Source organism: Butyrivibrio sp. XPD2002 (assembly GCF_000423945.1).
In the GTDB taxonomy this organism is placed as follows: domain Bacteria; phylum Bacillota; class Clostridia; order Lachnospirales; family Lachnospiraceae; genus Butyrivibrio.
In genome coordinates this window covers 1-13,910 of sequence record NZ_AUIY01000039.1, presented here as the reverse complement: position 1 = coordinate 13,910, position 13,910 = coordinate 1, and the positions used below count along the sequence as shown (strand labels likewise).

The window sequence follows — 13,910 nt, the reverse complement described above, 5'->3', positions numbered from 1 at the left end:
AGCATCCCTTGCAGCAGCTGCAGCAACAGCACAGACTACCACAAGTGTGCGTATGACAATCACTGTTATCGTCGTACTCCCTATCATGCTTGTGTACCCGATCTTCCAGAAATACTTTGTAAAGGGAATTATGATTGGTGCAGTGAAGGGCTGACCATTATCACTTAGTGAGGTTCTTTCGAACTTAGTGAGAATGGTCGTTCCGGCGAGCGAAGCGAGAGCGGAACTTCCTTAGCGAGAGCGGAACTTCCTTAGCGAGAGCGGAACTTCCTTAGCGAGAGCGGAACTTCCTTAGCGAGAGCGGAACTTCCTTATGAAGCTGGAATTATTATTGTTAATTTACCCTGTCTAAGGGTTTATAAAAAAGGAGGAATGAAAAATGAAACTTAAAAAACTTTCATCTCTGGCACTTACAGCAATGCTTACTGTAAGTATGCTTGCCGGATGTGGCGGTAGCACAGGTGCTGACCAGGCCGCAGGCGGTACTGACACAAAGACAGAGACCACAGAAGGTGGGGAAGCTACTGAGAGTGGCGACAGCGCAGAAACTCCTGCTGCAAGCCACGACGAGACCTACACAGTAGATTTCTACAACGTAGCAGCTAACTTCCAGGGTATTCAGCCCGGCTGGTACGGCAAGATCGTTAAGGACAAGTTCAACATGGACCTTAACATCATCGCACCTCAGGTATCCGGTGATGGCGCAGCTCTTTATCAGACAAGATGCGCAGCTGGTGCACTTGGTGATCTTATCATCCTTGATAACGCTGATGCACAGGAGTGCGTAGAGTCAGGACTTATCCATGATCTTACAGATGTTATCGAGAAGTATCCTAACCTTGCTAAATACATGGAGCAGATCAAGAAGTTCAACGAGCAGATGGGTGATGGCTCCAAGATTTATGCTATTCCGCTTGAGATGAACCTCAACGGACCTACAGATTACAAGCAGCTTCACGTTTATTCTTATCCTCGTATGGGATGGGATATGTACAACGAAGCAGGTGCTCCCGAGCTCAAGAACCTTGATGACCTTCTTGCATGCTTAAAGAGCATTCAGGATGCACATCCTACAAACGAGAATGGCGATCCCGCTTATGCAATCTCACTTTGGAAGGATTGGGATTCACAGTACATGGAGAACGTAGCTCAGCTTACAAAGTGGTATGGCCAGGAAGTAAACGGCTCCGTACTTATCGGTACAGACAATAGCATCGCTCCTATCACAGACAAGGACGGCGCTTACTACAAGATGCTTAAGTTCTTCTATCAGGCTAACCAGATGGGGCTTGTTGATCCCGATTCTGCAACTCAGGACTGGAATGCAATCGTTTCTAAGATGCAGGAAAAGAGAGTATATCTCTACTGGTACAGCTGGCAGTATGGTTTCTGGAACAGTCCTGCAAAGGGTGAAGAGGGAACAAACTATGTTGAGATCCCTGTAGCTGACACAAACCTTTACCAGCCATCTGACACCTACTATGGAGATGGTCGTGTTCTTTGTGTAGGTTCTCAGGTTTCTGACGAGAACTTCAACAGACTTATGGAGTTCCTTGACTGGTACGCTTCACCCGAGGGTGTTCAGATCCAGCATGCAGGTACAGAAGGTCTTACATACACAGTTGAAAATGGCAAGTACAAACTTACAGAAGATGGTCTTAACAGATTCTCAGCAGAAGTAATCGTTCCCGAGGAACTCGGTGGCGGTAACTGGAACGATGGTAACAACCAGATCAACCAGTGGATCGTAGCTTCATGCGACATTAACCCTGAGACAGGTGAGCCTTATGCTTCAGATATGTGGTCAACATCAATCGAGATGAACCAGACAAAGACAACTAAGGAGTGGTCTGAGAAGTTTGGTGCAGCTGACGATGTTGAGTACCTCAAGAAGAACAACATGATGACAGTTGTTCCTTCAATCAACATCGCTCTTGCAATTGATACTACAGACATCAGCCTTATCCGTAAGCAGTGCGGCGACGTTATCAAGGATTCTTCTTGGAGAATGGTATTCGCTAAGGATGATGCAGATTTCGATGCACAGTGGGATGAGATGGTATCACAGCTCGATGGTCTTGGATTCCAGGATCTTGTAGCATTTGATACAGAGAAGTATCAGCCTATGCTTGATGCAAGAAAAGCAGCTCAGTAAATCATATTTACCTTAATAAAAAACATATAAAGTTCACCCTGATGGTATTTAATACTGTCAGGGTGAATTTTTTCATATAGAAAATGAAAAGCTTGTGATATATTAAATATGTTGCGCTTTATTTAGTTACACGCGAATGTTCGCAAGAGGAATGAAAATGATATTACTTGAGCAGATGTTTGTCCTGTTTGTACTTATGCTTGTGGGGATAATATGCAGGAAAACCGGAATGATGAATGATAAGGTAAGTAAGGGAATGTCCGGAATAGTTGTCAATATTGCAAGCCCGGCCTTCATCATATCCGCAGGATTAAACAATGACGAGATAGTTTCAAACAGGCAGCTCCTTACATGCCTTTTGACATCTGTTTTCATATATATGGGACTTATACTGATAGCGATCTTTCTGCCTCGCATTATCAAGGCAAAGAAAAGCCATTACGGTACCTACAGAGTAATGACGATCTTTTCCAATATAGGCTTTATGGGATTCCCTATAGTATCAGCTACCTATGGAAGTCTTGGACTTTTATACGCAGCGTTCTTCCAGTTTCCCTTTAACCTGCTTATTTATACCTATGGTATCCGTGCCATGCAATATGGAACAGAGGAGGAATCCGAGGGCGGCTTTTCATGGAAGCTTGTCATAAATGCCGGAGTAATTGCGGTTTTCGTTTCTGTGGTATGTTACCTGACTCATATTCATGTGCCCGGACCTGTTGAAAGTGTCATAACGGGACTTAGTGGCCTTACAGTTCCCATGAGTATGATGGTAATCGGATATGCTCTTGGCGGAATGAAACTTAAGGACCTGTTTTCAGATTACAGACTGATGCTGTTCTCGGTCATAAAGCTTATAGTTATTCCTATAATCGGTGTATTTATCCTCAAGATATTCATCAGAGACACAACTCTCCTTGGAGTGTGCTTTATTATGATAGCAACACCGGTAGCAAGTATGACTGCTATGCTGGCGCAGTATTACGGCGGTGATGAGGAGACTGCATCCCGCGGAGTGGCGCTGACTACGCTTCTTTCCGTAATAACAATTCCGCTTGTTGGTGCAATTTGTCTTAGGTAGTAGAGTTTAAATTTTATAATTTCTTTATGCATTCTTGCCATCTGCTTCATTGAGTGCCCCTTTTCGCGGTGATAGAATTAATCTGTAAAACTGTGGTTTTATGTATTTTTGTTGCGTTTAAAAATGCACGAGCATTTATTTTCTTAACCGTAGTATTTATGAGGGGATTTGATGAAAAAAATGAAGAGGTGGCAGACCTACGCCCTGATGGCTGTCTGCATTCTCATCAATCTCATAGGTAGAAAGGCAGCAGCCACATTACAGCTTCCTTTCTGGCTGGATGCAATAGGTACTCTTATTGCGGCTATTCAGCTTGGTCCGGTATACGGAGCTGTTTGTGGTGCTGCGCTTAATATTCTTTTAGGTATAGGAAGTTCTAATCAATTGGCTAATTTTTCCTATATCATAGTTTCTGTCGGCATTGGTGTTTCTGTGGGAATGTTCTACCCTAAAGCCGGTTCCCATAACATGTTCAAAGTTCTATCCACTGCAGTTTTTGCTGGATTTATAGCGGTTATTTTGTCCACGCCTCTCAATATATTCTTCTATGACGGAAGAACAGGTAATGTTTGGGGAGACGGTCTTATAGCTATGCTATCCAGGGATATTAATGTTCCGGTTGTCTGCACATTTTTGGGAGAAGCCTTTGTCGATATTCCGGATAAGGCTTTAAGCGTAATTGTAGCTACAAAGCTTATTCACGCATATCATTTTTTGACAAACAGAAGGGAAAAGGGCTTTAGGAAAAAAGCCATGCTATGGATACTTGTACCTCTGGCATTTATGGCTGTTCCCTTTGATACAAAGGCCAGGGACATGGCTTCTGAGTACGCTATTATCCAATATGATACGGATGATGGTGTTGCTTCCATGGAAATAAATGCCATAGCCCAGACCAAGGATGGATATATATGGGTCGGAACCTATGCCGGTCTATACAGATTCGATGGATATAGCTTTGAGACCGTCAATATTGATGACAAGATAAGCAATGTAATGACGCTTTTCGTAGATAGAAGAGGGAATCTTTGGATCGGTACCAATGACAGTGGAATAGCCTGTTATAATCCTAAAAATAATGATATTGCCTTCTATACTGCAGAGGATGGTCTTCCTTCCGATTCAATAAGAGCAATCTGTGATGATAAGCTTGGCAATATATATGTGGGAACAGCTACGAAGTTCTGCATTATCACAAGGGATAAGAAAATTAAAAACTTCCCTGAGGATGAGATATATGGAGTAAGATCCCTGTCCTGTAATGTGAATAATGAAGTTGCAGGAGTCACAAATTCAGGAACCCTTTTCTTTATCAAGAATCTTGAATGTGTAAACAAAACTGTTCTTGACGATGAGCACTTCGTATATTGCGCAGTAGCAGCCACAAATCATGAAGAATTTCTTGTGGGAACAAGCTCAAATTACGCGATATATACAACTATCAAGGACAATAATATTGTTATTGGAAAGAAGCTTTATATAGAAAAAGGAGAGTATTTTAATAAGCTCATCTTTTCAGAGCAGAATAATGGATTCTTCTGCGCCCTTGAGAGCGGAAACGGATTCCTTACAAGAGAAGGTAAGTACACAGATATGTCCACAGCGGACTTTAATAGTGCTGTGAGCGATATCATAGTAGATTATCAGGGAAATATATGGTTTGTTTCCAATAAACAGGGCATAATCCGATATACCTGGAATCCTTTTATGGATGTATTTGCCAGAGCGAAGGTGCCGAATGATGTTGTAAACGCAACCATGATCAAGGATGGCCTTTTGTATGTTGGAACAAACAGCGGACTCTACACTATTGATCTGAAAACCTACTATTCTGTGCCAATAGATCATCCTACATATCTTAAAAATGTCAGAATAAGAGATCTGATGGAGGACTCCAAGGGAAATGTATGGGTAAGTACCTATGGAAAGAGCGGGCTTATCGAGCTTAAAGCGGATGGATCATTGGAGAGCTTTAACATCAGGAATAATAATACAGAGGGTGGAAGATTCCGTTCGACACTGGAGTTATCAGACGGTACTATTGTTGCTGCAAGCAGCACGGGTATCAGCTTTATTAAAAATGGAGAAGTGACCAGTACCATCGGTGAGAAGGAAGGACTTACAACCCAGGTCCTTAGTATGATCGAATACAAAAAGGGAGTAATTGTAGCAGGTACCGACGGTGATGGCCTTATAGTAATTAAGGATGGGAAAATTGAAAAGAAATTTGGCAAAGATGAAGGTCTGGATTCACTGGTTATCCTGAAGGTAATTCCCTGTGGTGGCGAGGATTGCATTTATGTAACAAGTAATGCTCTCTATAGATTTGATGGAAACGAGGCAACAAGGCTCACAAATTTCCCATATAACAATAACTATGATGTATTTTTTACTAATGATGGGAAGGCGTGGGTTAGCTCCAGTGCCGGAATATATATTGTAGATAAGGAAGACCTCATAAATAATACAGACGACTATAGCTATTCACTGCTTAATAAGGCGAGAGGACTGGATACATCTCTTACAGCCAATTCAAAAAATGCTTACGACGGGACATATCTGTATCTTAGCTGTATAGATGGTGTAAGGAGAATCTCGGTAGGCGAGGATAACTTCGTTGACAGGGATTACTCGATCAGGATAAGTAAGCTCGTTGCAAATAATGAGATCATTATGCCAAACGATAAGGGAGAATATATAATTCCTGCGACATCAGGACGTATTACCTTTAATATCGCTTCCCTTAATTTCACACTTTCAAATCCTATGATGCACATTTTCCTGGAGGGCTCCGGAGATGACGGCATATACTGCCATCAGAGGGAGATGCAGGCGCTTAGCTACATTAACCTTCCTTATGGCGATTATACCCTGAGAGTGCAGGTCTATGACTCTGCCGGAAGGAATATCGTTAGAGAAGAGAAATTCCATGTAATGAAGGAATCGCAGATATTTGAGAGACCATATTTCAAGATATATCTTTTTACGGTCTGTGCCCTGTTTATTCTGTTCATAGGCTGGTTTGTCGGCAATATCAGAACTGGTATCACGAATATTGAGAGATGGCAGAAGGAAGCCAAGATCGATCCCATGACGAAGTTCTGGAACAAGGGCTTCACAGAGCAGTTTTTACCTGAAGTATGCGAGCAAAATGAAGGCATACTGATGATGATCGACCTTGATAATTTCAAGCTGGTTAACGATGTTTTTGGACATGATATGGGCGATAAGGTGCTTATCAAATTTGCAGAGCTGATAAGAGCCTGTCTTCGTGATGACGATTTTGTTGGCCGTGTTGGTGGTGATGAATTCCTGGCATTCATTCTTGGAACTTCATCGGAAAAGGCTGTGGCGGAAAAAGAGAAATTCCTTAACGAGCAGATACTTATCGCCGGTAAGGAGCTCATGGGTAAGGAGATGAACATTCCTCTTGGTGTGTCCATCGGAGCTGTGGCGACAGCGGAAGAAGGCGGAGACTATAACGAGCTTTTCAGAAAAGCGGATAAGGCTCTGTACAACGTAAAGCAGAACGGAAAGCATGGTTACTTCATGTACAGAACGACCGGATATGTCACCGGTGATGAGGTAGAGGCTAACGGTATTGCAGGAATCAAGATGATACTTGAGGAGCGTGGAGGCGTCCATAAGGGAGCCTACATGGTCGATTTTGATAAGCTTCAGATGATCTACAGACTCTTTGCGAGAATAGCAAAGAGAACCATCGTTAATATCTGGATTGTTCAGTTTGTTTTGAGAAAGGATGATGGCGGAGAAGTAGAGAAGTCTGTCATGGATGCTTTCCTGGATCTCTTGGGAGCTAATCTTAGAAGCAACGATGTAGTGGCACTAAACGGCAAGAATCAGGCGATACTGATCCTTACTGATGTGGCAGAGGGCGAAGAAAATGTGCCGATAGACAGAATAATAGCTCAGTGGAATGCCATTGAAGGCCACGAAGGTTATACACTAACGTATGAGACGGATGGAATGTGATGATATTAGTAAACACACCAATACAAGGTGTCGTTGTCGAATACCAGCTGCTCTGATGCATCAAAAGAGCTCCAGTCCTTCCCCTTGAAGTGCTTTTTGTAAATAGCTTTGTCCATCTGGACTTTCTGATATTCCCTGCCATCTGACACATAGGTGAGCAGGGAATACGCTACCAGAGGAAGAGTTCTTTCGTTAATCTGTCCGCAGGTATAGTAGATTCCTTCGTTTACAAGAAAAGTGTTTTTATCTGTGGCCCAGGCAACCTTGGTAATTGTGTTGCCGGTCTCTCTTTCATAGTTCAAAATTTCAGAATATACGCTTCTTGCATCGGATAAGTCGATTTCATTGCTCTTGTAGTGGTTCTGGGCAATCTTGTATATAGATATTATCTGAATGTAAAGAAAAGCGCAGAGCACAAGAATCATGGGTAGCATGGTTCTTTTTCTTTTGGAGCCGACGATAACGGAAGCCATTAGTATTACTGCAAGAGCGGCGTAAAGACCGCCGAGAAGACGCGGTGTTTCTGAACCTCTTGGAAGAATCATGGCTGTTCCGAATACAGCAATTATGATAAGAAAAAGGCTAAGTGACTTTTTGAGATTAGCTGATGAAATGACAAAAACCAGAACTGCAAATATGAGTATGATAAGCAGGAAATATGCGGGAGGCAGCAGCCTGTAGCCGCTCTGGAAAAAGAGCAGCATACCATGAATGATGTTTTTAATCTCACCGCGGATTCCAAGGAAATTAACCGCCTTTGGAGTGTCGCCAAGAAGTGCGGCAAAAAAGCTGCCGGATACGGTTGTCAGAAATGAAATTCCTGCTCCGAATATTATGAAAAGAATGCCCTCTGCCACAAGCTTTAATGAAACGATCATGTCATCTTCAAAATACAGATAGCCAATGATGCAGATAACAGCGATCATAACGGGAGCCTGATAAAAAAGCGCAGATATCAGAAGGGTAAGGAGTCCTTCAATGAGTTTTTTTCTTGATACAAGGTAAGCACCTATGGCTGAAAATAAGTATGCCAGAGAAAAGCCCGGGAAACATTCGGGAAACATAAAGCTCTCGCAGAATAAGCCGTTGATAAAAATCAGGGAAGTGGATAAAACAAGAGGAATGAGCTCCTCAAAGAATTCCCTGAACATACGCTGATATACGGAAAGCGCAAGGGCAGTATTTACTATGAACATGATGTAGAAAATGTGGTAATGCTCTACTGCGTTGATACCAAGCTCATAAAGTCCCATGCTGAATAAATACGCAAAATATCTTCCGTAAGTAATCCAGGTCTCGATGTTGATAAGGGGGATTGCATGCTGAGAAATGGTGTCAGCACCAAAGCCCTCACGGTAAAATACACCGTAAGAGATCACAAGTAAAAAGATATTTATAAAAAACAGTTTTATAAAGGTTGCGTGTTTATCAGTTTTTAAGCCCATAAAAATGAGACCTCACTTAGGTTGATAGCATCAGGACTTACGTCCGAATTTCGAGCAAAGAGTGATGGCTGCATAGGGAATAAGGCTGTATGCATACATGTAGACATACTGACTCTTTGTCTCAGAAATAAGATGGAATATGAAACCGCCCAAAAAGAGAAGCAGGTAGAAAAGCTCGGAGTCATCCCCGCTCTTTTTAGTAAGGTTCATAAAACACCATGCTGCTGCAAGCAGATATATACTAATCATAACAAGATTCATGTATTTCTCAAATACCATCGCCACATGGCCACCAGTAAACAGACTGTGAAGAAGCTTGTCCGTAACGACCTGGTCGGAATCCTCCAGAGGACCTGACCACAGTGACTGAAACAGCGGATCGTTCCAGGTTGAGTGGATCTTATCTATGAAAAATTTCCTTGCAGCGGCTGAATTGTTTTTCCAGTGCTCTGCAAGATTTTTCATATCTTCGAAGGCAACCTTTTTTGATGCCTCTATATCATAGTTATTAAGCTCAAAGGTGTCGTAATTGTAGCCGTTATACCAGCCTCCAAGTCTGCCCTTGCCCATTTCCTCCGGCTGAAGGCCCATGGTGACATTAAGAACATAGGGAGCTCCGCCGTCAAAGTCTACGCCGCTGATATTTCTCCACATCTGAAGGAATGCCTTGTTAGGAGCGATGGATAGAATAATGACGATCACAAGGATTACAAGCTTTCCCTTTGAAAAGCGCTTTAGCAGATCCATGAAAATGATAATGGCACAGGCCACTGCTGCAATCAGGTAATTGGGCTTAAATATAACTGCAATTCCAAGACTCAGTCCGCAGAAAATAAAGCTTAAGGGTGAGTGGTTTTTGATGTGCTTTATAAGAAAATAGTAGCCCAGACATAGGAAGAAATGACCGGGAATAGTTCCGTAGGTAAACAGGATATAGAACAGCATCGGAACAAAGCCGAATGACAGGGCGATGCTGTAGTTAATAACCAGCTTGTTCTTACTTAAAAGCTCTGTGATCCTCCACTGAAGGAAATTGATGCCGAGAATCAGGATGAGATTAGCTATGAAGAGAATACGGGTACTGTTCCAGATGGATAAAAGTCCCATCTCAAAGGTCACCATGCCCAGCTGATAGGGGAAAAAGCGGAGATAATAGCCCCCAGTCAGTCCCTCATAGTCAGCATCAAGGAACTTTTTAGCATATTTGTAGATCATGTAGGGATCGCTTCTTATTGTATCCGGAACTCTGAAGGTCAGGTACAAACCAGCAATAATGTAAATAAGTGAGCAGATTAAAAAGAGCTTACCCGGTGTGACCTTTTTAAGTAAGTCTCTGAACTTCCAGAGGGCGAAGAAAAATACGGGAATGAGAATAAAGAAGACCATGCCGTTTTTATAAAAGACCATTCGCTCCTGACTGCTGCTGTACAGATGTCCGTAAATGAATATGCTGGAGACTGCAAGTATTAGGAGAAGTGCCAGCCCCAGTATGGTTATGGATTTATAGCAAAATGAATGGAAGCTTTTCATTTAAACATTCCTTTTTATCAGCGTTTTTGAAAGCGGAATCGCTTTACCTACCAATATATCATATTGTTTTAAGATTTTATAACAAAGTGGCAGTAATTGTGCTAAAATGATTTCTGATGTTTAGAAGTAACAATCAGAGTTACTAGTAGTTTAGTAAGGAGAAATTTTAAAATGCAGTCACGTACACATACATGTGGTGAGCTCAGAGCTGAGAACGTGGGTAACAAGGTTAAGCTTGTAGGCTGGCTTGAGAACCTTCGTGAGGTTGGCGCAGAGCTTGGCTTTGTGGTATTGAGAGATTTTTACGGAACAACCCAGATCGTCATCGAGACAGAGGAGATGATGAAGGTTGTTAAGGGTATTAATAAGGAATCAACTATTTCTGTTGAGGGTACAGTAAGAGAGAGAAGCTCTAAGAACCCCAAGCAGGCTACAGGTGATATCGAAGTAGTACCTGAGAAGATAGATGCTCTTGGCCGTTGCAGATACAACGAGCTTCCTTTTGAGATTAACAGAAGCCGTGAGGCTGATGAGACAGCACGTCTTAAATATCGTTATCTTGATCTTAGAAATCCTGAGGTTAAAAAGAATATTATTCTTAGAAGCAATGTTATTGCTGCTCTAAGAAGCTCAATGATCGAGCATGACTTCATGGAGATCACAACACCTATTCTTACAGTTTCATCTCCTGAAGGTGCAAGAGACTACCTTGTTCCTGCAAGAAAGCATCCCGGAAAGTTCTATGCACTTCCCCAGGCTCCTCAGCAGTTCAAGCAGCTTCTTATGACATCAGGTATCGACCGTTATTTCCAGATCGCACCCTGCTTCCGCGATGAGGACGCAAGAGGCGACAGATGTCCCGGTGAGTTCTATCAGCTCGACATGGAGATGGCATTCGCTACACAGGAGGATGTATTTGAGATATGTGAGGATGTTCTTCCTCCTATCTTTGCTAAGTATGGTACATACGACAGAGCATCAGGTGCTCCGTTTGCAAGAATTCCTTACCGTGAGGCTATGGAGAAGTATGGTTCAGATAAGCCGGATCTTCGTATCGACCTTACAGTTCAGGATGCTACAGAGGTTCTTAAGGATTGCGGATTTGGTCCTTTCGCAACCAAGGCAGAGGACGGCAGCGATACAGATGTAAGAATCAAGGCTGTTGTTATCTCTGACTTCAAGGAGAGCCGCAAGTTCATCGATAAGACTATCGCTGACGTAGAGGTTCAGGCGGGTGTTAAGCCTTACTGGTTCAGAATAGATGAGAATAACGAAGTAGTTGGCGGTATCGCTAAGTTCGTTCAGGAGAACAAGGACGCTGTTATTTCAGCTCTTGGCCTTAAGGCTGGTGACCTTGTTGTTCTCAGCTCAGGTAAGCTTCTCCAGGCTCAGAAGACCGCAGGTGTTGTTGTTAAGACTTTTGGTGCTGCTGTTCCCGGACACATGGATAAAGAGCAGTACTCATTCTGCTGGATCGTTGATTTCCCTATGTACGAGATCGGCGAGGAGTCAGGTGAGCTTGAGTTCTGTCACAATCCTTTCTCAATGCCTACAGGCGGAATGGAGACACTTCTTAAGGCAGAGCGCGGAGAGATGGATCCTCTTGATATCATGGCTGACCAGTATGACCTTGTATGTAACGGTATCGAGCTTTCATCAGGTGCTGTTCGTAACCACGATCCTGAGATCATGATCAAGGCATTCGAGCTTGTTCGCCTCGGTGAGGATGATGTTAAGGCTAAGTTCCCTGCTATGTACAATGCATTCTGCTACGGCGCACCGCCGCACGCAGGAATCGCTCCCGGAGTTGACCGTATGATCATGCTCCTTTCAGGTGAGCCTACCATCAGAGAGGTTATTCCTTTCCCGATGAACAAGAATGCGCAGGACATCATGATGGGTGCTCCCGGTGAGGTAACAGAGAAGCAGCTTGAAGAGCTTCATATCAAGACTGTTGTAGAAGAATAAAAATTGGATTTTATGCCCCTTGGATTTTTCCAGGGGGCTTTTTAGTACCATAAAAGTGTAGTTGTTAGAGAGTAATTAACTCTGACATCTGCACTTATTTTTTATAATAAGGGGAGTAATTGGTCTGACGTGCGCTTTTTTGGATCATAGCATCCGTCAACAAAACCGTTAACCAACCCCTTATTATAAGCATTCGCTTAAGCAGGTAGGGAGAAACACCCGTGTAACCAACTAAACTGAATGGTAATAAGTGTGGCTGGAGCAATTACTAATTACAGTTGGAGGAGGTTCAGAATGATAAGTGTTGGAATTGATGTTTCAAAAGGGAAAAGTACTGTCTGCATACTTAAGCCATATGGCGAAATTGTTTGTAGTCCTTTCGAAATGCAACATGTTGAGAAGGAGTTAGAAGGACTGGATAGTATTCTTCAGAAATTGGATGGTGAAGTACGTATAGTCATGGAAGCAACAGGCATTTATCACCTGCCAGTATTGACATATCTTTCTGAGAAAGGATATTTCGTATCTGTTGTAAATCCTTTTGTGATGAAAACATTTGCAAAGGATAACAACTTTAGGGGAGTTAAGACTGATAAGCTTGATTCAATCATGATTGCTAATTATGGAATTGAAAAGTGGTTTAAACTCCAAAAGTATGAAGGTGATGAAGAGGTATATGCTGAACTGAAGCTACTTGGACGCAGATATAGGTATTATATGGAACTCCATGTAAAGGCATTACTAGAATTAACTCATATCCTCGATTATGTCATGCCTGGAATCAAGAAAAAGTTTAATAGCTGGAATGAAGCAAACAACAAAGATAAGCTAAGTGATTTTGTGGAGAAGTTCTGGCATTATGACATGATTACTTCCATGAGTCTTGAGGAATTTATAGAAGAGTACCTTCTCTGGGCAAAAGAAAAGAAATATCACCGGAGCAGATCCAAAGCTGAAGAAGTTTATGAATTAGCATCCGGTGGTATTCCCACACTATCTTCCAGTACCCCATCGACCAAAATGTTAGTACAGGAAGCAGTATCAGTGTTAAGAGCAGTAGACAGCTCCCTGGCTACTATATTAGCACGAATGCAGCTTCTTGCTAAGTCCCTACCAGAATACTCTACGGTTAGAGAAATGGGCGGTGTAGGCGATGTGCTTGCGCCAAAGCTAATCGCTGAGATAGGGGATGTCAGAAAACTACATAGCGCAAAAGCTCTTATTGCCTGCGCCGGTATAGATCCACCACCTTATGAGTCAGGACAATTTGTTGGTACAAATCGAAGAATGACAAAGAGAGGGTCAGCCACTCTAAGGAAAGTAGGATATGAAGTCATGCGAGTGCTTAAGAGTCATCCGGCTCCTAAAGACGCAGATGTATACAACTATATCATCAAAAAAGAAAATGAGGGAAAGTGTAAAAGACACGCCAAAATAGCGGGATTAAATAAATTCTTACGTATTTACTACGCAAGAGTGACTGAAGTTTATAAAAAGTAAGTATCCAGAAGCATTTAGGAAGGCTGGACAAAGTGCCCAGCCTTATTGTGATGCTCTTAATTAGAAAAATAAAATCATGCAGAAATCATTCATTCACCTGTTGACATTTGTTAGCAGGTTTTGTTGCACAAGACCGGCAAGCGAATGGATGCTTGCATACAAATTCATTTGCCGGTTGTAAGAACATGGAGCACGAAGTGCGGAATGTTCGTGTGCGAAATCGAGTAGGAGTCAGCCT

General features: G+C 42.5%; 7 protein-coding genes and 1 pseudogene. 6 read left to right on the top strand and 2 right to left on the bottom strand.

Features of this window, described 5'->3' with window-relative positions; all coding sequences use genetic code 11:
* The 4 genes and pseudogenes from G587_RS26780 to G587_RS0115635 form a co-directional block, all read left to right on the top strand.
* Positions 1 to 154 (top strand): annotated as a pseudogene (locus G587_RS26780) (carbohydrate ABC transporter permease); the annotation flags it as partial.
* Between the two features lie 225 nt (positions 155 to 379).
* The gene (locus G587_RS0115645) at positions 380 to 2,155 is read left to right on the top strand and encodes a sugar ABC transporter substrate-binding protein (RefSeq protein WP_026493023.1); all 1,776 of its coding nucleotides are present in this window, start codon (positions 380 to 382) and stop codon (positions 2,153 to 2,155) included.
* Positions 2,156 to 2,312: 157 nt separating this feature from the next.
* Positions 2,313 to 3,236: an AEC family transporter gene (locus tag G587_RS0115640; RefSeq protein WP_026493022.1), complete on the top strand. Its 924-nt coding sequence runs from the start codon at positions 2,313 to 2,315 to the stop codon at positions 3,234 to 3,236.
* Between the two features lie 171 nt (positions 3,237 to 3,407).
* Positions 3,408 to 7,229: a diguanylate cyclase gene (locus G587_RS0115635; protein WP_026493021.1), complete on the top strand. Its 3,822-nt coding sequence runs from the start codon at positions 3,408 to 3,410 to the stop codon at positions 7,227 to 7,229.
* 5 nt (positions 7,230 to 7,234) lie between these two features.
* Here the strand turns inward: G587_RS0115635 and G587_RS0115630 are convergent, their stop codons facing one another.
* Entirely contained in the window at positions 7,235 to 8,674 is a 1,440-nt protein-coding gene (locus tag G587_RS0115630) for a glucosyltransferase domain-containing protein (protein ID WP_026493020.1), read from the bottom strand.
* Between the two features lie 30 nt (positions 8,675 to 8,704).
* Positions 8,705 to 10,204: a hypothetical protein gene (locus G587_RS0115625; RefSeq protein ID WP_026493019.1), complete on the bottom strand. Its 1,500-nt coding sequence runs from the start codon at positions 10,202 to 10,204 to the stop codon at positions 8,705 to 8,707.
* A 171-nt stretch (positions 10,205 to 10,375) separates the two neighbouring features.
* Between G587_RS0115625 and aspS the strand changes: the two genes are divergently transcribed.
* Both aspS and G587_RS0115615 read left to right on the top strand, forming a co-directional pair.
* Positions 10,376 to 12,172 carry an aspartate--tRNA ligase gene (gene aspS, locus G587_RS0115620; protein WP_026493018.1) on the top strand — a complete coding sequence of 599 codons (1,797 nt, stop codon included), beginning with the start codon at positions 10,376 to 10,378 and terminating at the stop codon, positions 12,170 to 12,172.
* Between the two features lie 294 nt (positions 12,173 to 12,466).
* Entirely contained in the window at positions 12,467 to 13,672 is a 1,206-nt protein-coding gene (locus G587_RS0115615) for an IS110 family transposase (protein ID WP_026493017.1), read from the top strand.
* Positions 13,673 to 13,910: the final 238 nt, after the last annotated feature.

Coding starts and splice junctions, on each gene's coding strand:
- G587_RS0115645 (WP_026493023.1), top strand. CDS start 380: ATGAAACTTAAAAAACTTTCATCTCTGGCACTTACAGCAATGCTTACT.
- G587_RS0115640 (WP_026493022.1), top strand. CDS start 2,313: ATGATATTACTTGAGCAGATGTTTGTCCTGTTTGTACTTATGCTTGTG.
- G587_RS0115635 (WP_026493021.1), top strand. CDS start 3,408: ATGAAAAAAATGAAGAGGTGGCAGACCTACGCCCTGATGGCTGTCTGC.
- G587_RS0115630 (WP_026493020.1), bottom strand. CDS start 8,674: ATGGGCTTAAAAACTGATAAACACGCAACCTTTATAAAACTGTTTTTT.
- G587_RS0115625 (WP_026493019.1), bottom strand. CDS start 10,204: ATGAAAAGCTTCCATTCATTTTGCTATAAATCCATAACCATACTGGGG.
- aspS (WP_026493018.1), top strand. CDS start 10,376: ATGCAGTCACGTACACATACATGTGGTGAGCTCAGAGCTGAGAACGTG.
- G587_RS0115615 (WP_026493017.1), top strand. CDS start 12,467: ATGATAAGTGTTGGAATTGATGTTTCAAAAGGGAAAAGTACTGTCTGC.